Source organism: Lysobacter sp. ESA13C (genome assembly GCF_019970005.1).
Taxonomy (GTDB): domain Bacteria; phylum Pseudomonadota; class Gammaproteobacteria; order Xanthomonadales; family Xanthomonadaceae; genus Lysobacter; species Lysobacter antibioticus_B.
The window spans coordinates 491,340-511,875 of record NZ_JAHXYK010000001.1 but is presented as its reverse complement, the minus strand read 5'-3'; the positions used below and the strand labels follow the sequence as shown (position 1 = coordinate 511,875).

Annotated in this window: 20 protein-coding genes; 8 read left to right on the top strand and 12 right to left on the bottom strand. The window is 67.8% G+C overall.

Annotated features, from left to right (window positions below):
* The first annotated feature begins 182 nt into the window (after positions 1 to 182).
* A complete protein-coding gene (locus tag LC490_RS02360; RefSeq protein ID WP_223619164.1) occupies positions 183 to 719 on the top strand; it encodes a GNAT family N-acetyltransferase in 537 nt (178 codons plus the stop codon).
* A 26-nt stretch (positions 720 to 745) separates the two neighbouring features.
* Here the strand turns inward: LC490_RS02360 and dinB are convergent, their stop codons facing one another.
* Positions 746 to 1,888: a DNA polymerase IV gene (gene dinB, locus LC490_RS02355; protein WP_223619163.1), complete on the bottom strand. Its 1,143-nt coding sequence runs from the start codon at positions 1,886 to 1,888 to the stop codon at positions 746 to 748.
* An 89-nt stretch (positions 1,889 to 1,977) separates the two neighbouring features.
* The gene (locus tag LC490_RS02350) at positions 1,978 to 2,415 is read right to left on the bottom strand and encodes a hypothetical protein (RefSeq protein WP_031374286.1); all 438 of its coding nucleotides are present in this window, start codon (positions 2,413 to 2,415) and stop codon (positions 1,978 to 1,980) included.
* A 235-nt stretch (positions 2,416 to 2,650) separates the two neighbouring features.
* Here LC490_RS02350 and LC490_RS02345 point away from each other — a divergent pair, with 235 nt between their 5' ends.
* From LC490_RS02345 to LC490_RS02335, 3 genes are all read left to right on the top strand, one after another.
* The gene (locus tag LC490_RS02345; RefSeq protein WP_031374287.1) at positions 2,651 to 3,142 is read left to right on the top strand and encodes a hypothetical protein; all 492 of its coding nucleotides are present in this window, start codon (positions 2,651 to 2,653) and stop codon (positions 3,140 to 3,142) included.
* Positions 3,143 to 3,263: 121 nt separating this feature from the next.
* Positions 3,264 to 4,316: a class 1 fructose-bisphosphatase gene (locus tag LC490_RS02340; protein WP_031374288.1), complete on the top strand. Its 1,053-nt coding sequence runs from the start codon at positions 3,264 to 3,266 to the stop codon at positions 4,314 to 4,316.
* A 270-nt stretch (positions 4,317 to 4,586) separates the two neighbouring features.
* A complete protein-coding gene (locus LC490_RS02335) occupies positions 4,587 to 6,047 on the top strand; it encodes a sigma-54 dependent transcriptional regulator (protein WP_223619162.1) in 1,461 nt (486 codons plus the stop codon).
* Between the two features lie 13 nt (positions 6,048 to 6,060).
* On the opposite strand, the gene LC490_RS02330 is transcribed toward LC490_RS02335, so the two are convergent.
* The gene (locus tag LC490_RS02330; protein ID WP_223619161.1) at positions 6,061 to 7,203 is read right to left on the bottom strand and encodes a HAMP domain-containing sensor histidine kinase; all 1,143 of its coding nucleotides are present in this window, start codon (positions 7,201 to 7,203) and stop codon (positions 6,061 to 6,063) included.
* A gap of 314 nt (positions 7,204 to 7,517) precedes the next feature.
* Here LC490_RS02330 and LC490_RS02325 point away from each other — a divergent pair, with 314 nt between their 5' ends.
* On the top strand, positions 7,518 to 8,171 hold the full coding sequence (locus LC490_RS02325) for a glutathione S-transferase family protein (protein WP_223619160.1): 654 nt from the start codon (positions 7,518 to 7,520) through the stop codon (positions 8,169 to 8,171).
* A gap of 391 nt (positions 8,172 to 8,562) precedes the next feature.
* On the opposite strand, the gene LC490_RS02320 is transcribed toward LC490_RS02325, so the two are convergent.
* The 7 genes from LC490_RS02320 to LC490_RS02290 form a co-directional block, all read right to left on the bottom strand.
* Entirely contained in the window at positions 8,563 to 9,888 is a 1,326-nt protein-coding gene (locus LC490_RS02320; protein WP_223619159.1) for a transporter, read from the bottom strand.
* Positions 9,889 to 9,924: 36 nt separating this feature from the next.
* Complete coding sequence (locus tag LC490_RS02315; RefSeq protein WP_223619158.1) at positions 9,925 to 10,668, bottom strand: hypothetical protein; 744 nt, start codon at positions 10,666 to 10,668, stop codon at positions 9,925 to 9,927.
* A gap of 48 nt (positions 10,669 to 10,716) precedes the next feature.
* Positions 10,717 to 11,445 carry a C39 family peptidase gene (locus LC490_RS02310; protein WP_223619157.1) on the bottom strand — a complete coding sequence of 243 codons (729 nt, stop codon included), beginning with the start codon at positions 11,443 to 11,445 and terminating at the stop codon, positions 10,717 to 10,719.
* Positions 11,446 to 11,552: 107 nt separating this feature from the next.
* On the bottom strand, positions 11,553 to 12,371 hold the full coding sequence (locus LC490_RS02305; protein ID WP_223619156.1) for a hypothetical protein: 819 nt from the start codon (positions 12,369 to 12,371) through the stop codon (positions 11,553 to 11,555).
* A 68-nt stretch (positions 12,372 to 12,439) separates the two neighbouring features.
* Positions 12,440 to 13,207 (bottom strand): hypothetical protein, encoded by a 768-nt coding sequence (locus LC490_RS02300; protein WP_223619155.1) that lies wholly within the window; start codon positions 13,205 to 13,207, stop codon positions 12,440 to 12,442.
* Between the two features lie 50 nt (positions 13,208 to 13,257).
* Complete coding sequence (locus LC490_RS02295) at positions 13,258 to 13,902, bottom strand: hypothetical protein (RefSeq protein WP_051885460.1); 645 nt, start codon at positions 13,900 to 13,902, stop codon at positions 13,258 to 13,260.
* A complete protein-coding gene (locus LC490_RS02290) occupies positions 13,899 to 14,441 on the bottom strand; it encodes a hypothetical protein (protein ID WP_223619154.1) in 543 nt (180 codons plus the stop codon). Before LC490_RS02290 ends, LC490_RS02295 begins: the two co-directional genes overlap by 4 nt.
* Before the next feature lie 351 nt (positions 14,442 to 14,792).
* On the opposite strand from LC490_RS02290, the gene LC490_RS02285 reads away from it, so the two are divergent.
* A complete protein-coding gene (locus LC490_RS02285; protein WP_031374299.1) occupies positions 14,793 to 15,509 on the top strand; it encodes a 2OG-Fe(II) oxygenase in 717 nt (238 codons plus the stop codon).
* A 433-nt stretch (positions 15,510 to 15,942) separates the two neighbouring features.
* Here the strand turns inward: LC490_RS02285 and LC490_RS02280 are convergent, their stop codons facing one another.
* Together LC490_RS02280 and LC490_RS02275 are read right to left on the bottom strand one after the other, a co-directional pair.
* Positions 15,943 to 16,377 (bottom strand): response regulator, encoded by a 435-nt coding sequence (locus LC490_RS02280; protein WP_031374300.1) that lies wholly within the window; start codon positions 16,375 to 16,377, stop codon positions 15,943 to 15,945.
* Complete coding sequence (locus LC490_RS02275) at positions 16,370 to 17,560, bottom strand: ATP-binding protein (protein ID WP_051885461.1); 1,191 nt, start codon at positions 17,558 to 17,560, stop codon at positions 16,370 to 16,372. Before LC490_RS02275 ends, LC490_RS02280 begins: the two co-directional genes overlap by 8 nt.
* Positions 17,561 to 17,682: 122 nt before the next feature.
* On the opposite strand from LC490_RS02275, the gene LC490_RS02270 reads away from it, so the two are divergent.
* Positions 17,683 to 19,488, top strand: coding sequence for an SLC13 family permease (locus LC490_RS02270; RefSeq protein ID WP_223619153.1), 1,806 nt, complete (start codon positions 17,683 to 17,685; stop codon positions 19,486 to 19,488).
* Between the two features lie 317 nt (positions 19,489 to 19,805).
* On the top strand, positions 19,806 to 20,024 hold the full coding sequence (locus LC490_RS02265; protein WP_057971064.1) for a hypothetical protein: 219 nt from the start codon (positions 19,806 to 19,808) through the stop codon (positions 20,022 to 20,024).
* Positions 20,025 to 20,536: the final 512 nt, after the last annotated feature.

Genomic DNA, 20,536 nt, shown 5'->3' with positions numbered 1-20,536 from the left:
TCGCCATGCTCGCCCCGCCGTTCTTCGCCGCCGCTGTCGGCGCCTCGCGCGCGCAGCTGCCGACGATGCTACCCCCGCCGGCGCGGATCGACGCGCCCGCGTCCGCGCCGCCGCGGCGACGACGACGCAGCGCCGATGCCCCTGCCCGTACCGCCTCCTCCCCCTCCCGGAATCCACCGCCCATGAAGCCCCAGCTTGCCGCCCCCGACCCGTCCGCCCTCGCGCCCAGGACCTTGCCCGGTCTGGTGGTCCGCCCGGTGGTCCGCGAAGACGCCGCCGTGCTGATCGAGCTGTGCAACGAACACGCCGAGCAGCTCGCCCTGGAACGCCGGCCCTACGGCCCGCCGCGCAGCGATGCGCTGGAGTTGATGGAAGTGCTGTTCGAGCCGCCGTTCGGCGCCTGGGCCTGGATCGCCGAGGTCGACGGCCTGCACGTCGGCTACGCCAGCGCCACCGCCGGCTTCTCGATGCTCGAACGCGCCTATTGCCTGCAGCTCGACGACCCCTACCTGCGCGCGCCCTGGCGCGATCGCGGCATCGAGGCCGAGTTGTTCCGCCAGGCGCTCGATGCGGCTCGCCGCTTCGGCTGCCTCAACCTGCAATGCCAGGCGCCGGTCTGGAGAGACGCCGCGTGCGGTGCCGACGCCCCGGTGCGCGCGTTGCGCATGGACGCGATGCGCTACGTGGTGCGGATGGACAGCGAGACCGCCGAAGCCTGAGCCTCGAACGCGGATCCGCTGCCCCCTCAGGCGGACCGCGGCTCACGTTCGAACAGATCCGATTGGACCGCACCGTCCTCGTCTTCGGCGAAACCCGACAGGCCGACGCCGACCAGCCGATACAAGGTCTGCGCCGGCAGCTCGACCCGCGCGCGCAGCGCGCAGGCGATGTCGGCCAGTTCGGCCTCGTCGGCGGGCGGATGCGCCGCGGTCAGGCTGCGGGTGAGGATGCGGAAGTCGGCGGTCTTGAGTTTCAGCACCACGGTGCGCGCGATCCGCCCCGGGCTGCGCTGCAGCTCGCGCTGATAGCCGGCCCAGGTCTTGCCGGCGAGCCGGCGGATGTCGGCCTCGACCTGCTCCAGCGGCAGGTCGCGCTCGAAGGTGTCCTCCGAGGACACCTGCAGGGTCGGCCGCTCCGGCTCGACCGCGTTGTGGTCGATGCCGAGCGAGAGTTCGTGCAAGCGCCGGCCCCAGCGGCCGAAGCGCTGTTCCAGAGCGACTGCGCCGAGTGCGCGCAAGTCGGCGACCACGCTGACGCCGAGTTCGGCGAGCTTGGCCTCCATGACCTTGCCGACCCCGGGCAGGCGCCCGACCGGCAGCGGCGCCAGGAAGGCCTCGACCTGATGCGGGCGGATCACGAACAGGCCGTCGGGCTTGTTCCAGTCGGAGGCGATCTTGGCCAGGAACTTGTTCGAAGCCACCCCGGCCGATGCGGTCAGCTGGGTCTCCTCGCGGATCGCCGCGCGAATCGCCTCGGCGGTCGCGGTCGCCGACGGCAGGCCGGTCTTGGTGGTGGTGACGTCGAGATAGGCCTCGTCGAGCGACAAGGGTTCGATCAGGTCGGTGTGACGGGCGAAGATCTCGCGCACCTGGCGCGAGACCGCCTTGTAGCGCACGAAGTCCGGTGGCACGAACACCGCCTGCGGGCACAGGCGTTCGGCGCGCACCGCCGGCATCGCCGAGCGCACCCCGAACTTGCGCGCCTCATAACTGGCCGCGCACACCACCGAACGCGCGCCGCGCCAGGCCACCACGACCGGCTGGCCGCGCAATTCCGGCGCATCGCGCTGCTCCACCGACGCGTAGAACGCGTCCATGTCGACGTGCAGGACTTTGCGGCTGGGCGCGGATTCGGACACGGCACCGGGGCAGACGGACGAACGCGCCATGGTAGCGCTTCGCCGCCTGCCTGCTTGCGCCGTGTCGGGCGCTTATCCGCATGAATCGGTTCCAGCGCGCGACGCCGACGCCGCGACGCTCAGAGCGGCTGGTACAGCACTTCGAGCTGGTCGACGCTGTTGAGGCCGGCGCCGTAGGTGCCGTCGCCGCGATCGACCTGCCCGGCGTTCGGCAGCGCGTTGACCAACGCAGCGAAAGCGTCCGGGACATTGTCCTGCCACAGCTCGATCTGGCCGACGATGGATTGATTCTCCGGGAAGCCGGCCAGCAACGCGGTCACGGTGGGCACGTCGGCGGCGGTGAACTGCTGATCCTGGTCGTTCACCATCACCAGATGGATGCCGATGACCTCGGTGGCATCGACATTGCTGGCGACGATGCCGATGCAGGAAGTGAAGTTGCCGAACTGCACCGTCGGCACGGGCTGGCCGTTGACCGGCAGAATCGCCTGCGCGCTGGCCCATTCGCATTCGCCGATGTTGAGCGGGGTGAAGCAACGAGCGATCTGATAAGGCATCTGAAGTCTCCTGTGGGTGGGACGCAGCGGATGCAGCGCCGGAGTTCCTTCTAGCGGCCCCGACCGCGGTGCGATATGCGGACGCGGTCCGCAGCGCGGCATCGTGTCGGCTCCGGCATCGCAAAGGCTTTGGCATCGCGTCGGATCCGGCGCGCAAACGCCGCCTGCGTCGCGGATCGCCCTGCGCACCGCCATCGCCGCTTCACGGCCACGCGCCGGCCGCGTTCTGGCGGACATGACTATCTCTCTACGCACAGACGCCGACGAAGCGGCCATCGAGTCGCATCCCTGCTTCGCCGGCCTGCCGGAACCGGAATCGGTCGAGTTCGAAGTCCTGTGCCGGTTCTGCGAAGCGCACCGGGTCGAAGTGCTGTCGTCGCTGCCCTGGGTCGCGGCCGAGGTCGCCGCGCTCGAAGGCTTCGACGCCATGCTGCGGCTGGTGCGCCGCCACGGCGGCCGCCGGCTGTACCTGTCGCGCAGCCGCAAGGCCTGCTCGACCCGTCTCGGGGTGGAGCTGGACGCCCCCACCCACCGCCGCCTGCTCGAGCGCGCCAGCGCCGCCGGCACCATCGAGATCCCTTCGGCCTGGGGCGTGTTCGTCGGCCTGCGCCGGGTCGGCATCCGCGCCGCGGTGCGCGCCGGCCGCAGCCAACGCGAGGTCGCCCAGACCTTCGGCGTGACCGAGCGCCATCTGCGCCGCGAAGCCGACAGCCTGCGTCCGGACTGACGTCGCCGCGCCTGATTGCGGCCCGCCTGATGCGCCCCGCCTGAATATGGGGCCCCGGCCGGACTGCGCCGCGCGCACGGCATCGGCGACAATGGCGGCCCTCGCCGCCACCGTCCCCGCCATGTCCGCCACCTCCCCCGTTCCCAGCAGCATTTCCCTGACCCGCTACCTGATCGAAGAACAGCGCGCCGGACGCATCAACCCCGACCTGCGCCTGCTGATCGAAGTCGTCGCCCGCGCCTGCAAGACCATCTCCATCGCAGTCGGCAAGGGCGCGCTCGGCGGCGTGCTCGGCGAAGCCGGCACCCCCGGCGAAGCCAGCATGAACATCCAGGGCGAGGCACAGAAGAAGCTCGACGTGCTCAGCAACGAGATCCTGCTCGAAGCCAACGCCTGGGGCGGCCACCTCGCCGGCCTGGCCTCGGAAGAGATGGACACCTCGCACCCGATCCCGGACGTCTACCCGCGCGGCAACTACCTGCTGCTGTTCGATCCCCTCGACGGCTCGTCCAACATCGACGTCAACATCTCGGTCGGCACCATCTTCTCGGTGCTGCGCTGCCCGGACGGCGTGACCCAGGCCGCCGACAAGGACTTCCTCCAGGCCGGCACCGAACAGGTCTGCGCCGGCTACACCACCTACGGCCCGAGCACGATGCTGGTGCTGACCATCGGCAACGGCACCCATGCCTTCACCCTCGACCGCGAAGTCGGCAGCTTCGTGATGACCACGCGCAACATGACCATTCCCGAGGAAACCAAGGAATTCGCGGTCAACATGTCCAACCAGCGCCACTGGCAGCCGCCGATGCAGGCCTACGTGGCCGATCTGCTGGCCGGCAAGGAAGGCCCGCGCGGCAAGGACTTCAACATGCGCTGGGTCGCCTCGATGGTCGCCGACGTGCACCGCATCCTGACCCGCGGCGGCATCTTCAGCTATCCGCTCGACGCCAAGTGCGCCGACAAGGGCGGCAAGCTGCGCCTGATGTACGAAGCCAACCCGATGAGCTTCCTGGTCGAACAGGCCGGCGGCGCCGCCAGCACCGGCCGTCAGCGCATGCTGGAAGTGCAGCCGACCGGCCTGCACATGCGCGTGCCGGTGTTCATCGGCAGCAAGCAGGAAGTCGAAACCGCGGTGCGTTACCACCGCGAGCACGATGCTGAACAGGCTTGATCCAGGCTTGAACGCCCTCTGAAACGGTGGCTCTCCCCGCTCTCGGGGAGAGCCATCGGGCCGACGGACCCGATTCGCGCGGTACGCTGCGCAGCACCGAATTCCTCACCAAGCTGAACACGTTGCCCCATTGCTGAATCGGCTTTTTTCCGCTGCCTAAACGCGCATCGTGGGCCAGACCGGTCGTCCGATGACCGGCTTTGCTTCGAGTGTGCGTTAGTAGTAAGACTTGCGGTAATTGCCGGCGCCTTGCGCCCGCGGGGAAGAACAATGTCGAACAGCACTCGGCGCGACCTGGGGGGTCGCTACGCGACCAACGGCGTGGCATCACCGAAACTTGCGATAGCGCGCGACATCGGAGGCCGCGAACTCCTCTATCTGAGCCCCGGCGGCGCCGGGCGCATGCACGCCCTGGCGGCGTTGCAGACTTTAGGCTGGACCTTGCGCCGCGCCGTCGATGCGCGCGCCGCGCTGCGTATGTTGCACGCCAACCTGCGCCTGCCGCATGCGGTGTTGATCGATCTGCGCGAAGGTTTCGATGCGCGCGATCTCGAAGAACTCGGCCCAGCCTTGAGCGCACATAACGCCGGCTGGATCGCCGGCGTCTCCACGGACCAGATCGAAGACCCGGTCGTGCGCCGCCTGATTCGCGACTACTGCTACGACTACGTCACCCTGCCCTGCCCCGAGGCCGTGCTGCATACGGTGATCGGCCACGCCTACGGCATGGCCGCGCTGGCCTGCGGTCACAACGACGATGCCGTATCGAGCTACGTCGACGGCATGGTCGGCGAAAGCGACGCCATGCGCTCGCTGTGCCGGATCTTGAACAAGGCCGCCTCGACCGACGCGCCGGCCTTCATCGCCGGCGAAACCGGCACCGGCAAGGAACTCGCGGCGATGGCGATCCACCGCCATTCGCGCCGCCAGCGCAATCCCTTCGTCGCGATCAACTGCGGCGCGATTCCGCACAACCTGATCGAGTCGGAGCTGTTCGGCTACGAACGCGGCGCCTTCACCGGCGCGCAGCAGCGCAAGCTCGGCCGCATCGAAATGGCCAACGGCGGCACCTTGTTCCTCGACGAAATCGGCGACCTGCCGCTGGAAAGCCAGACCTCGCTGCTGCGTTTCCTCGAACAAGGCAGCATCGACCGGCTCGGCGGTCAGGGCCCCACCAAGATCGATGTGCGCATCATCTCCGCGACCCATCACGACCTCGACCTCGCCGTCGCCGAGGGCCGTTTCCGCAGCGACCTCTATCACCGCCTGTGCGTGCTGCGCCTGCAGTTGCCGCCGCTGCGCGAACGCGGCGGCGACATCGACCTGCTGGCCGACTACGCACTGCAGCGTTATTCGCAGGAAAACACCCGCGGCCTGAAGGGGTTTTCGCCGTGCGCGCGCCAGGCCATGCATCGCCACGCCTGGCCCGGCAACGTGCGCGAATTGATCAACCGCGTGCGCCAGGCCGTGGTGATGGCCGAAGGCCGCTACATCACCGCCGCCGACCTGCGCATCGGCGCGCTCGGCGACGGCCAGCCGATGACCCTGGAAGAAGCGCGCGACGCCGCCACCCGCGAAGCGATCGAACGCGCCCTGCACCGCAACCGCCGCCGCCTCGGCGAATCGGCGCGCGAGCTCGGCGTATCGCGAGTGACACTGTATCGGCTGATGCAGAAGCTGGGCATGCGCAGCAACGAAGAGGACGTGCCCGAGGAAGCCGAGACCGCCTGAGCGGCGCCCTCGCCTAGCGCTTGGCTTCCTCCAGCGAACGACGCGGCAGGTCGATGGTGAACACGCAGCCGGAACCCGGAAGGTTGCGGACGCTGAGCTCACCCTTGTTGGCCAGGATGCTGCGGCGGGCAATCGATAATCCCAATCCCAACCCGCTGGTGTCCGCGCCGGCCTGGGTGAACGGATGGAACAAGCGCTCGGCATCGCCCGGCGGCAGCCCGCCGCAACGATCCTCGACATCGATCAGGATGCGGTCGGCGGCGGCATAGGCGTTGAGAACGATCTCGCTGCCGGGATGGGAAAACTTGAACGCGTTCTGCAACAGATTGCCCGCCGCCGACAACAGCAGGTCGCGGTCGGCATCGACCGCCAACAGCGGGTCGACGTTCGAGACGGCCAGGCTGCAGTTCCTGACCTGCGCTTCGAGCGACGCCGACAGTTTGATCTCGGCGATGAAATCGGCCAGCGAAAACAGGTGCTGATGCACCGGCATCCCGGCGGTCATGCGCACCTCGGCCAGCGAACGGTCTATCAGGTTGCTCAGGCTCACCAAGGCGCGGTCGAGCACGCCGCCGGTGGCGCCGCCCAGGCCGACGTTGCCTTCCTTGATGATCGACAGCGCCAGCGTCGCGGTGCAAAGGTGGTTGCGAAGTTTGTGGGCGAAGAAGCCCAGCTTCTCGTTCAGGACGTCGACCTGCTGGCCGGCGAGAGCGAAATCGTGTTGATAGCCGAATTCGGTCACCGCATTGGCGATCGCATTGTCGAGGCAGCGATTGAGCGTCCTGAACTCGTCGATGTCGATTTGCATGCCGCGTTCGAACGCCAGGTCGGTGATCGCCTGGCACAGGTCGCCGTAGTCGTGGACGACCGCATCGATGCTGAAACCGTGAGCCAGCAATTCCTTGCCGTGCAGCGCCGCACTTTCGCCGATTTCCGACAGAGCCGGCTTGCCGCCGCCGGTGGGGCCGGACACCTTGCGGCTGCGCGCGGGCTCGGACGTTTGTTCGACCTGCAGGGTCTTGATGAGCTGCTCCAGGAACACGGTGATTCCGTGTTCCAGCTCCACCTCCGGCACGCCCGGCGGCGCGCGCCGGGCAACCTTGACCCGGCATCGGGCGATCAGCTCGGCGCGGTTCGATGTGAGGAACTCATGCATCATTCCGGCACGATACGCGGCCCTTGTTCAGTCTGTTGTGGCGACGGCCGGCCCGCGGACGGGCGGAACCGTCCACCCGCATCGGATCGGCCGGCGTATCGCCAGACCGCGCGCTGCCGCCGCGCCTGCCGCCCACCGCGGAGCATTAGATATGTTCTTTAATATCAACTACCTATAGCGGATTCCGGGGCCGCGCCATCGACTCCGACAGCCGTCGCCTACGCGTATCGCGCCGGTCGCGGCGGCCCGGCCGCGTCGATTCGCCGCCTTGCCGTTCGTCGGATGGATATCACCCCAAACGACGGAGCACCGCTATGAGGATCTATTGGATCAAGGCCCAGGCACCGCGACGGGTACTGGCGCTGGTGAAACACCTCGGCATCGACGCAGAGCTGATCGAGAAAGACCTGATGGCCGGCGAGCTCAAGGCCGCCGACTACGCCGCCCTCAACCCCAACTGCAAGGCGCCGACGCTGGTCGATGGCGACCGGGTGCTGTGGGAATCCTCGGCGATCATGGCCTACCTGTGCATCAAGCACGGCTCGGACCTGTGGCCGGCGCACTCGCCCGACGAACAGATCGACGTGCTGCGCTGGCTGTCGTGGAACGATTGCCACTGGGCGAACGCGGTCGCGCCGTTCTACTTCGAGCACGTGGTCAAGAGCACGTTCGGACTCGGCCCGCCGAACCTGGAGCTGTTGAAGGCGGAAACCGCGGGACTGATCCGGTTCGCCCGCGTGCTCGACGCCCACCTTGCCAATCGCCGCTACGTGGCTTGTGGCCGGCTGACGATCGCTGATTTCCAACTCGCCTCGATGGCGACCTACTGGCGCGAATCGGACATGCCGCTCGATGCGTTCGCGAACATCCTGCGCTGGCTCGACGACCTGATGCGCATCCCGGCCTGGGCCGACCCCTGGCCGAGCGAAACCCGGCCGCTGACTGAGGTCGCGGTTGCGGCGGGCTGAGCCCCGCATCGCCATCCGTGAGCGCCGAGTGCGTCGGTTGCGCGCTCTTTCTCACATCGCCCCCTTTGGCAAAGGGGGCGAGCGCCCGGCAGAGCGCGAGGTCCGATGCGGCCTTCGGCGCGGGGGATTTGCTGTTCGGCGCCATGCATTGCAAGCAACGCAAGCAGTTCCCTGCCCCCGATGCGGAGAAGGAACAGCAAAAGCAAGAGCGCCGGACAAAAAATCGGGACGGAGGCCTCACACCTCCGCCCCGGCGCGAGCGTCGTCGAAAGCGACGCCTCTCCCGCAGAAAACCTACCTGATGTTCGTGCCCCATGCTCCCCTGGCGCAGTTCCCCTGTTGCAATGCCTGCGTTGCGACTCCCCTGGTGCGACTCCCCGGTACGACTCCCCTAGAACGAGCGCGAAGTGCGCATCGCGAATACGAAGTTCGGCGCGTCCGGCGTCAGGCCCGCGGCGATCTGGCCGTTGAAGGTCCACCCCGACGGCAGCACATAACTGGCACCGATGTTGAGCGTGGTGCTGTTGCTGGAACTGCCCGGCACGCGCCGCTTCGGCCCGCCGGGCGCGGTGGTGTGGGTGGCGCCGGTGGCGGCGGTGGCGACGCTGAAACTGACCGCGGAACGATCGTTGAGGGCGATGGCCAGGCCACCGCTCAGCAAGATGGTGTTGCCCAGTTCGACCCGCGCCGGCGAAACCTGCTCGGCCACCGGCGAGATGTCGTCGAAGTCCCTGGGCTGGTTGTAGGTGTAGCCGATGTTGCCGAACAGGATCACCGGATCGTAGGTGCGCAAAGCCGAGACATTGAACGTCGCGCTCCAGATACCCGAACCGGTCGGCAGGTTCTCCGGAATATTGAGGTTGTTGTTGTCGTCGTCGGGTTGGATCAACTTGAGGCCGAACGGGTCGCGCCCGGTCGGCGCGCGTACCCGCAGGCTGGTGACGATGTCGGGCCAGCGCTGCGACTCCTTGACCCACTGGTAGTAGGCCGCAACGCTGGCATCGCCCATGCCTTGCGAACGCATGTTGACCTCGCTGACCACGCTGGAGGCGCCGCCGGCGCCGCCGCTGACGAATCGCGAATCGCGGTACACGTAGGGCAGGCTGGCTTCGACGCTGAAGCGGTCGGTGAAACCGTAGCGGCCGGTGAGGTCGACGGTGGCGACGGTGGCCTTGGTCTGGTCCAGGTTGATGCTGCCGAGGAAGATCGCATCCAGCGCCAGGAACCCGCTCAGCGCGAGCTGGCGGCGGTCGTAGTAGCTGTAACTCAGGCCGGTATCGAGGGTGAACTTGCGCTCGAACAAGGGCGCGTGTTCGCGCACCACCAGGGCTTTTTCCCGCTCGCGGCGTTGCGCGTCTTCCTCGCGTTGGGTCTGGCCGACCTGGACCGGTCCGTCGCGCTCCTGGGCGTCGTTGGCGGCGGTCGTCGAGGCCTTGCGCCGCGCTTCCTCCGAAGCCTCGCGGGCGATCTTGCTGGCGTTGTCCTGGTAGCCGGCATCGCCCGGTGCGTCGAGCCCACGCCCGCGTTGGCTCAGTTCGAGTTCGTCGACCTGATTGCGCAGCCGCTCGATCTCGGCGCGCTGCGAGGCCAGCTCGCGGCTCATGTCTAGCATGCGTTGGTGCAGGGATACGCTGTCGGCGCCGTCTTCGGCGGCGAACGCCTGTGCGCTCAGGACGAGCGACAGGGCCAGGGTCAACGGAGTCAGCACGGCACGCATGGTCTCGACATCCTTAGCAAGAGTGAAACGTGCCGCTCAGCGCGGCAACGAACGCAGACTTTCCAGTGCCTGCAGCAGGCCGAGCTGGCCGCCCTGTTGCGGCGTGATCGCCGAGGTAACCAGCTGCAGTTGCATGCGGTTGCTGCCGTTGAGGTCGTTGCCGGCGATGCGGCCGAGCTGGACGATGCCGCCCTGCGCGCCGGCATCGAGGTGTTGCTGCAAGGACGCTCCAGGGCCGGCGACGCCCAGCTGCACGCCGCCGTCGAGGAAGGTCACCTGCGCGGTCATCGGCCCGGCGCCGGCCTGGCTCTGGGTCTGGCCGTTGAAGCCGCTGGCGTCGACCTGTTCGACGAACTGGATCGCAGTCAGATTGGACAAACGGTTGCGGTCGCCGGCGATCTGCGCGATCTGGCCGATGCCCTGGACCTGCAACGCCTCGGCGCCGCTCGCGCTGGCGTTGTCCGCGAGCGGCGCGTCCAGGCCGGCTTCGGCCTGGCTGCGCGCATCGACCTGCACGACATAGCCGGTGCCGGCGCGCTCGATCAGCAGCGAACCGCTGGCGACCGCGGCGCCTTGTTGGGCGGTGGCCAGGCTCGACACCAGGTCCACGCGCAGACCGACCAACATCTGCGCACCGAAGTACCTGCCGCAGACGGTCGCGAGCGTGGCCTCGTCGACCAGTTCGGCTTTCAGAGGGGGCAGGGCGACCGCGGGTTGGACCGCGGCCGCCGCTGCCACGAGGGCCGTGAACAGGGCACAGGGGAGTGATGGACGGTTCATCGGGCACCTCGAACGCTTTGCGTGCGCACCGGATCGATGCGCGGACATTCAGAACAAATCGGTAATCACCAGGCCGAACTCGACCACCCGCGGCGGCGCGGTCGCGCGATCGAGCGCATCCACGCGCCGCAACAGGGCCGGCGAACTGCGATGGCTGACCAGATAGGAATCGGCGCGCATCGGCCGGTCGCCGACCACCGCCAGCACGATGCCGTTCCAGCCGCGGACGAAATCGCCTTCGAGCATCACCCGATGGCCGAGCGCGGGATCGGCGACGAACACGCGTCCGCCGGCAGCGCCCTTGACCACGACGAAATGGCGATAACCCTTGAGATCGAGCAGGGCGATCACCGGCATCTGCAAGCGGTACAAGGCATCGGCCTCGATGCGGAACCCATGCGCGCGCAGACCGACGCTTTCGACGTAACGCTTCATGTCGAGCATCGAGAAGCCGTTGCGCACGACTTCGTTGGGATCCACGCCGACCATCATCTTCTTGATCAGTTCCGGCTCGCTCACGTCCATGCCGTAGCCGTAATGCAACAGGCTGGCCAGCGCGGCCGAGCCGCAACTGAAGTCGTAGCGCTGCTGGAGCAGGTCGCGATAGCGCAGGTCGCGCATCGTGCGCATGGTCTTGACCACCGGCACCGCGCCGGTGCCGGCCAGCCGGGTCAGGTCGACGGTGCTGCTGCGTTCGACCGGCGCTTGCGCGTGGCCGGCGCCGCACCACGTTGCGGCACCCAGGCAGACCGTCATCCAGAAACCCAGCGAACGCATGTCGATACCGCCCTGAGATCGTAGCCGGCCGTCGCGGCCGGCACGGGAGGAAGGACATCCGCGGCGACCCTGATGACGGTCGCCGCGGATGGACGCAACAACGACGGTCAGTCGCCGCAGTTCGCGCCGCAGGTCGGCGGCGGCGGGGGTGGCGCGCAGGCGCCGCAGGACGCGGTCGCGATCGACAGGCCGTTGTGCTGCAGATTGCCGACGCCCGAGGCGACGTTGACGCCGATGTTGCCTTGCGCACCGGACAGGGCGTTGCCGTCGAGCGTGGCGAACAGATCCAGGCTCATGCGGCGGCCTTCGCTGTCGAGCAGGTTCATCGTCGACATCTGCTCGCTGTCGGAGGTCGCGATGGCGAGCCGGCCGGAGCTGTTGACCGACGCGGCCATGCCGTTGCCCTGAGCGTTGCCGACGCCCGCGGCGACGTTGACGCCGATGTTGCCCTTGGCATTCGACAATGCGTTGCCGTCGAGCGTGGCGCTGTAGTAGGTGTGGTCGGTGTTGGTGGTGGCGTAGTTGTCGGTCGAGCTCTGGCTGCCGAACACCATCGCCGACGCGAACACCTTCTCGCCGTCGACCGCCGACAGGGCGGTGTCGTTGGCCTGAACGTTGCCGACGCCGGCGGCGACATTGGCGCCGATGTTGCCTTGCGCATCCGACAGCGCGTCGCCGCCGAGATGGGCGTCGTGATCGCCGTCGCCGAGCGACCAGTTGCTGACCGTGGTCTGGTCCTGATCGACGGTGGCGGCGGATTCGGATGCGACGCGGATCTTGCCCTTGACCCGGACCCGACCCGATACGTCGACACTGTTGCTTACGCGGGTGCTGCTGTAGATCTCGGCGTCGTCCCCCTCGGCCAAGGCCGGCAAGGCGAGGCTCGAGACCAAGGCAAGCGCCAGCAGGCGGTGGTGAAGTTTCATGTCCAGTCTCCGTAGGCTTCGAAACAGCGCGCGAAACGGCCGCGGCCTGCGCCGCGGCCGCGCGCGGATCAGTCGCAGCTACCGCAGGACGCGGTGGCGATCGACAGGCCGTTGTGCTGCAGGTTGCCGACGCCGGCGGCGACGTTGGCGCCGATGTTGCCCTGCGCGCCCGACAACGCGTTGCCCGCGAGGGTCGCGAAGGTATCGAGATCGCAAGCGGCCGCCAGGGTGTTCAACCAGGCGTCCTGCTCGCTGTCGGAGGCGGCCTTGGCGATCGTGCCCGAGCTGTTGACCGATGCGGCCATGGCATTGCTCTGCGCGTTGCCGACGCCCGCGGTCACGTTCACCCCGATGTTGCCCTTGGCATTGGACAGCGCGTCGCCGTTGAGGGTGGCGCGGTAATCGGTGTCCTGCTGCGACGAGTAGGCGAAGTTGAAGCTCGATTCCTGGTTGTTGAAGGTCATCGCCGAAGCGAACACCTTTTCGCCGTCGACCGCGGACAACGCGGTGTCATTGGCCTGGGCGTTGCCGACGCCGGCGGCGACGTTCGCGCCGATGTTGCCCTGTGCGTCCGACAAGGCGCTGCCGCCGAGGTGGGCGGTGTGGTCGCCGTCGCCGAGCGACTCGTTGGCCAGAGTGGTCTGATCCTGGTCGACGGTGGCGGCGGATTCGGATGCGACGCGGATTTTGCCCTTGACCCAGACGCGGCCGTGCACGCCGATGCTGTTGCTGACGCGGGTGGAGCTGTAGATGTCGGCGTCGTCGCCTTCGGCATAAGCCGGCGCAGCCACAGCCACGCCGAGTGCGAGGGCAAGCAGGGTGAAATGAACTTTCATGATCTCTCTCCTGGTGGTGGTTGATATCGCCTTGCGTCTGCCGCTTTTTTTTAAAAGCCCCCGGGCAGTTGGAGCACGATGGCGTTGGCCGACGCGTTGCCGACCCCCGCCGTCTGATTGATTTGCAGCACGCCTTCGCCGCCGCGGAAGGCGTCGCCGGCGATCGTCGCTTCGCGCATACGCGGTGCGTCGGCGGCGGCATCGTTTTGGGTTTCGCCGGCGATGGCGGCCAGCGCGGCATCGTCGAGCGCGCCGTCGCCCAGGCCGGCCAGCGCGCTGCCGGTCGCGAGCACGAACAGATTCGCCTGGGCATTGCCGGCGCCGGCGCTCTGGTTGAGCGAGAGCAGCCCGCGACTGTCGGCGAAGGCACCGGCACCGATGCGCGCGGAGGCGTCGCGCGATTCGTTGCGCGCATCGGACGCGGCCTGGTTCGCCTGCGCCGATGCGAGCGCCGTGCCCGCGGGCGCGGCCGCGATCGCCGCGAGGTTGCTCTGCACGTTGCCCACGCCCGCGGTCTGGTTGATCGCGGCGCGGCCATCGAGCGAACGGCCGCTGTCGGCGCCGATGCGGGCATGGTCGGCACCGTTCGCAGACGGGACTTCGCTCGCCTCGGTGTCGGTCGACAGGGCGGTCGCGAACAGACACACCGCCAGCCACAGCGGCGCCAGGCGCAGCGGACGCAGACGCGCGCTCATCGGCCGTTCCCCTGAGGCGCCAAGGCCTGCATCACGCTGCCGGTGACCAGGTCGGCGATGCCGGCGGTCGCATTCGTCACCGCTCCGCCGACGCTGGCGGTCGGGCCCATCGGCGCGGTCGCCGACGGACCGAGCAAGCCGTTGTTGCCCGAGGCGCCGAGCGATTCGGTCGGCACCAGCAGGCCGGTCAGGGCCCCGGTCGCGGCGCTCGGGCTGAGCCCGCTGGAACCGTGCTGGCCGAGCTCGGCGTCGCCGATCAGGGGCGCCAGCGAACGGTCCAGGGTGCCGTGGAAGACCTGGCCGGGGAAGGTCGTCGCCTCGATGCGGATCGGGTTCTCCTGCGCGGGCAGGGCGCGGTAGGCGATACGCGGGTGGACGGTGCGGGCGATGACCACGGTCGGGTCTTCGCTGGCCGGACCGGCCTGCTGACCTTGGGCTGCACCGGCGAACGTGACGAACATCGTGGCGAGGCCCAACGCCGCCGCGCGCGCCGCCGCCGGCTGCGAGGTCTGGGAAAAGCGGCAGGAGATCGCGGACATGGCTCGGGCTCCAAGACGACTAGGGGGTCGACGGCCGCGTCGCTTCAGCGATACGGGTGATGGACCTAGTGCGAGAGTCGTGCCAACGACATAAGAAATTGAATTTATTAGAAATTTATTCAGCCAGTAGCGGCGTGACCGGCGTAGCTGAACGAAAACGTTACAAGCGCGGAACGCGTCTTGCCGAGGCGGGCGACCGTCCCGAGCGCGGCGAAATCGCGCAATGGCTTGATTCAGTGGCCGTATAGGCTCGCGAGGAAGATGTGTAAACAGGCACACACTGGGCGTTGCCTTTTTGCAACGCGCCTCGCGTGCGAGGATGGCCGCCTTCCCGCGCTCGCTTCCCAAGCCATGTCATCGACGATCGACGCCCCGGACGATTTCATCGAGGTCTATCCCGAGGCCCTGACGCGCGAGCAATGCGCGGACCTGCTGCGTCGGTTCGACGCCAGCCGCGAGAGCGAGCCGGGCCGGGTCGGCGGCGGCGTCATGCCCGACCTCAAGGACAGCCGCGACCTGACCATCACCGGGCGCGAAGGTTGGAAGGACATCGAGATCGCCTTGAACCTGGCGGTGTTCCGCGGCCTGCTGAGCTATCTGCGCCGCTACCCGCACACGATGATCGCGCCGCTGATGCTGGAAGCGCCGTCGGCCGACGGCAAGCGCCACCGTCTCACTCCCGAACGCATGGCCGAGATGGACGATAACGCGCTGGCGCCGATCGCCCAGACCGTGTTCCGCCCCGGATCGATCAACCTGCAGCGCTACACCGCCGATCGCGGCGGTTATCCGTACTGGCATTGCGAGCTGTACCCGCGCGACCCGGGCGCCGAGACCCTGCACCGCCACGTGCTGTGGACGATCTACCTCAACGACGGCTTCGAGGAAGGCGAGACCGAGTTCCTGTATCAGCGCCGCAAGATCGTCCCGCGCGCCGGCGACCTGCTGATCGCACCGGCCGCGTTCACCCACACCCATCGCGGCAATCGGCCCAAGGGCGGCGACAAATACATCGCGACCAGCTGGATTCTGTTCCAGCGCGCAGAGCAGTTGTTCGGCGGGCGCTGAGGCTATACGCGTGAGGCGGGTTGGGTAGCGCGCAAAGGCAAATCCCCCGGCGCAGCCGTTACACAGGCAGCCGTTTTATCCAGGCGCCAGCCCCCTTTTTCAAAGGGGGCGAATCGACGTGTGCTCGACGAAGTCGTCGCACATTCGACTAGCACGTACTCGATCAGATCGCCTGCAGCGCGTCCGACGCAATCGCCTGGAGCTGTGAAGCAAATCCTCCGGCGCAGCCGTTACACAGTCACCCGTTTCACGCAGGCGCCAGCCCCCTTTAAAAAAGGACGAGTTGACGCGGCCATAGCTCGTATAGGTTCGAATCCCACGCGCAAATTCCCCCTTTGGAAAAGGGGGGCAGGGGGGATTTGCTGTTGCTGTTTGCTGCTGCCGAGTCGTCGCTACCGGCCGTTCCGGCCACGACCACCGCTGCCGCGGCGACTCACGGATTGCGCGGGTGGTTCAACACCAGCCAGTACAGGCCGACTTGTTTGACCGCCCATACGAACTGCTCGAAATCCACCGGCTTCTGGATGTAGCTGTTGACCCCGAGCGCGTAGCTCGCCTCGACGTCGAAGGGCTCGGTGCTGGTGGTCAGCACCACCACCGGCAGGGTGCGGGTGGGCTCGTGGGCGCGGATCGCCTGCAACACTTCGCGGCCGTCGACCTTCGGAAGATTGAGGTCGAGCAGGACGATCGAGGGCAGGTCGTTGGGGTCGCGATCGGAATAACGGCCACGGGCGAACAGGTAATCCAGCGCCTCGGCGCCGTCGCCCATCACCACCAGCCTGTTGGCGATCTTGGCCTCGTCGAAGGCGAGCCGGGTCAGCTCGACATCGTCGGGATTGTCTTCGACCAGCAGGATTTCCTTATGCATCTGGGTTTTCCTCGCCTGTCGCGGCGACAGGCAATTCCACTATGAAAGTACTGCCCGCACCGGGCTGCGAATGAGCGCGCAGCTCGCCGCGGTGGCGTTCGACCACGCGGCGCGCGATCGCCAGGCCCAAACCGTGACCGCCGCCCTGGTCCGGCCCGTGCAGGCGCTGGAAGGGCTCGAACAGCTTGTGAGCATATCGCATGTCGAAACCGGCCCCGTGGTCGCGGATGGTCAGCAGCAGACGGCCCGCGACGGTCTCGCCGCTGACCTCGATGCGCACCGGTTCGACCTGGCCCTCGCGCTCGCACGAAAACTTCCATGCGTTGTGCATGAGCTGGTTCAACATCAGCTTGAGCAAGCGTTCGTCGCCTTCGACCTGCAGGCCGGGCTGGACCGAAACTTCGCCGCGATGGCGCGGATCGGCGTCCTGCAGCTCGGCGCCGACCCAGTCGGCGAGCAGGCTCAGGTCGACCGGCGCGACCCGCATCTCGGCGCGGGTCACGTGCGACAACTCGGTCAGCGCGGCGAGCAGACTGGTCATGCGCGAAGCCGCGGCACGGATGCGCCCCAGGTAATCGCGATCGGTCTCGTTCAAGCGTTCGATCGCGCGTTCGCTGAGCAGGGCCGAGAAACTTTCGATCGAGCGCAGCGGCGCGCGCAGGTCGTGGGCGACCGCGTCGGCGAACAGCTGCAACTGGCGGTTGGAGGCGTCGAGCGCGGCGCCGCGTTCCTCGATGCGGGCGCTCAGGGCGATGCCGGCCTCGCGCTCGCCGCGGATGTCGCGCATGTGCGAGATGAAGTACTGCGGCGCGCCGGACTCGTCGCGCATCACCGCGACGTTGAGCTGCACCCAGACCTCGCTGCCGTCGCGATGCACGTAGCGCTTGTGCTCGTCGACCGAGGCCAGGCTGCCGTTGACCAACGCGGTGACCAGGTTGTTGCTGATCGCCAGATCGTCGGGGTGGGTCACTTCGCTGTAGTGATGGCCGCGCAACTCGTCTTCGCGATAGCCCAGCATCGCGCACAGCGCCGGATTGATTTCCAGCCAGATGCCCTCGATCGAAACGATGGCCATGCCGATGTTCGACGCAGCCATGGCCTGACGGAACCGATCGTCGCCCATCTTCGACGCCACCGCAGCGGTGGCGTGGTCGGCGGTGGTCGTGGCGCGCGGTAGGCTCATCGGTGCAGGGGCAAGGGTCTTCGGCGGATTATGTGACCGGGGAGTGTATCCGCCCGGCTCGTGACGGCACGGTGGACGGTCGCATACGGCGCCGACACAGCCAAGTCGAGCACAATGCCGGCATGGATTTTCCTCAGATCGCCTTCCTGCTGATACTGGGCGCAGCACTGTATCTGTTCATCAGCGAGCGCCTGCGGGTCGACGTGACCGCCATGTTGACCCTGCTGGCGCTGGTCTTGACCGGCGTGCTCGACTCCAAACAGGCCTTGTCGGGCTTCGCCAGCGAGCCGGCGATCATCGTCGCGGCGGTGTTCGTGATCTCCGGCGGCCTGGCCGCGACCGGCATCACCGAGCGCCTGGGCCAGTGGATCGGCGACGCCTCCGGCAAAAGCGAGAGCCGCGCGATCGCGGTGACCATGCCCGCGGTGGCGGCGCTGTCCTCGTTCACCCACCACGTCATGGTCACGGCGATGATGCTGCCGATCCTGACCCGCTTCGCCAAGGCGCGCGGGCTGTCGGTGTCGCGCCTGCTCATGCCGATGTCGTTCGCGGCGTCGCTGGGCACCACCCTGACCCTGGTCAGCGCGCCGGCCTTCCTGCTCGCCGACAACCTCATCGAACGCACTGGCGCACCGGGCCTGGGCATTTTCTCGATCACCCCGATCGGCCTGGCCCTGGTCGGGCTGGGCGTGGTCTATATGCTCGCCACGCGCTGGCTGTTGCCCAAGCGCAGCGGCGAGCACGGCGACGACGGCTATCTGCGCCTGGACCGTTATCGCACCGAGCTGTTGATCGTCGAAGGCTCGCGATGGAGCACGCGCCCGCTGGCCGAGTTGCAGAAAGCCCTCGGCGACCGCTTCGTCCTGACCGGTTGGCTGCGCGACGGCCAACGCCGCCAGGACCTCGGCCCGAGCAGTCCGCTGATCAGCGGCGACATCCTGCTGGTCGAAGCTTCGGCCGACGCCTTCGCCTCGCTGCACGACGACAGCGGGCTCGATCTGAATGCGATCGCGCGCTTCGGCGACAGCGTCACCGGCCACGGCGACGGCGAGCCGCAGCTGGTCCAGGCAGTGGTCGCGCCGGGCTCGGAATTCATCGGACGCAGCGTGCGCGAACTCGATTTCGCGCGCCGCTTCCAAGCCGTCATCGCCGGCCTGTGGCGCCGCCAGGGCGCGGTCGCGCCGCGCCTGTCGGACGCACGCCTGCGCGAAGGCGACCTGTTGGTGCTGTGGGGCAGGCCCTCGCGTTTCGCCGAGCTGGCCGCGCACCACGGCTTCCTGATGCTGGTGCCGTTCGCCGGCGAAGCGCGCCGCCGCATCCGCGCGCCGCTGGCGCTGGCGATCCTTGCCGCGACCGTGATCGCCGCGGCCACCGAATGGCTGCCGGCGTCGCTCGCCTTCCTGTTGGGCGCCGTGGCGATGGTCGCCACGCGCTGCGTCGACGTCGAACAGGCGTATCGCGAGATCGACGTGCGCATCTTCGTGATGATCGCCGGGGTGATCCCGCTCGGCGTGGCGATGGAACAGACCGGGACCGCGCAATTGCTCGCGCAGGGTCTGTTGCACGTGGTCGCGGGCTGGTCGCCGCTGGCGATCCTGCTGGTGATGTTCGCCTCCGCCGCCTTGCTGACACAGATCCTTTCCGACGCCGCCACCACCGTACTGCTCGGCCCGATCGCGATTTCGCTGGCGCAATCGCTGGGTCTGCCGCCGACGCCGTTCGTGGTCTGCACCGCGCTCGGCGCGGTGGCCGCTTTCCTGACCCCGATCGGCCATCACGGCAATCTGTTGATCCTCGGGCCGGGCCAATACCGCTTCAACGACTTCCTGCGCATCGGTTTGCCGCTGACCATCATGGTCGCCCTGATCAGCGCCTGGATGGCGCGCTGGCTGTGGCTCGACGGGCCGTTGTGGCCGTTGTCGTCCTGACGGCGGCGGTGCGTTCGCCGGCGCATCCTTCGGCTGCGTTTCGACGATGCGCCACGGCCTCGCAGGCCGGCGGCCACATCGCAATCGCCATGGGCGGCCCGCTCGCGCTCGAAGGGTAGGGAATTTCCTACGCCACGTTCGGCGATCCACTGAGAGCAATCGGTCACAGCTTGCCTCAACTTACCCAGGCCCCGGCAGCGCGACGAGTGCGTTGGCAAGGAAGCCGCTCAGCAAAGGATCGGTCGCCGCCTTGAGCAAGCGGTCCAGCTGGGCCGGGGCCCTTCTTCCTTTCGATTCCTCCGAATCCAGGCGCGGTCATGCGTTACACGGTGCAACTGAGCGAATCCGATTACCAAGGCCGTCGCCTTTCCTGCGACGTCGCCGACGAATGCTTCAACGATGCCATCCAGGCCTCGCAAGCGGCCAAGACCGAGGCCTTCCACCTGACCGTGCAGCTCGGCCTGCCGGTCGCCATCCGCATCTTCGAAGACAGCCGCATCTACCTGTCGCACATCATGCCGGCGCCGCGGCGCTGAGGGCTGGCGTCGCGGATCGCCTCGGAGCTTCGAAGCCTCCTGTAAGAGCTGCGTAAGCTGCGACCGCGGGCCTGCGGCCAGCTGCGCAGGTGCGGGCGACTGCGCGGTCGCGACTCGCGTCGCTCCTACCCTGAAGCAGCAGATCGTCTCGGAGTTTCGAAGCCTCCTGTAGGAGCTGCGCAAGCTGCGACCACGAACCTACGGCCAGCAGCGCAGACACGGGCGACTGCGCGGTCGCGACTCGCGTCGCTCCTACCCTTCAAGATCGCCTCGAAAGCCCGAAGCCTCTTGTAGGAGCTGCGCAAGCTGCGACCACGAACCTACGGCCAGCGGCGCAGGTACGGGCGACTGCGCGGTCGCGACTCACGTCGCTCCTACCCTGAAGCAGCAGATCGCCTCGAAGCTTCGAAGCCTCTTGTAGGAGCTGCGCAAGCTGCGACCGCGGGCCTTCGGCCACCGGCGCAAACACGGGCGACTGCGCGGTCGCGACTCGCGTCGCTCCTACCCTGAAG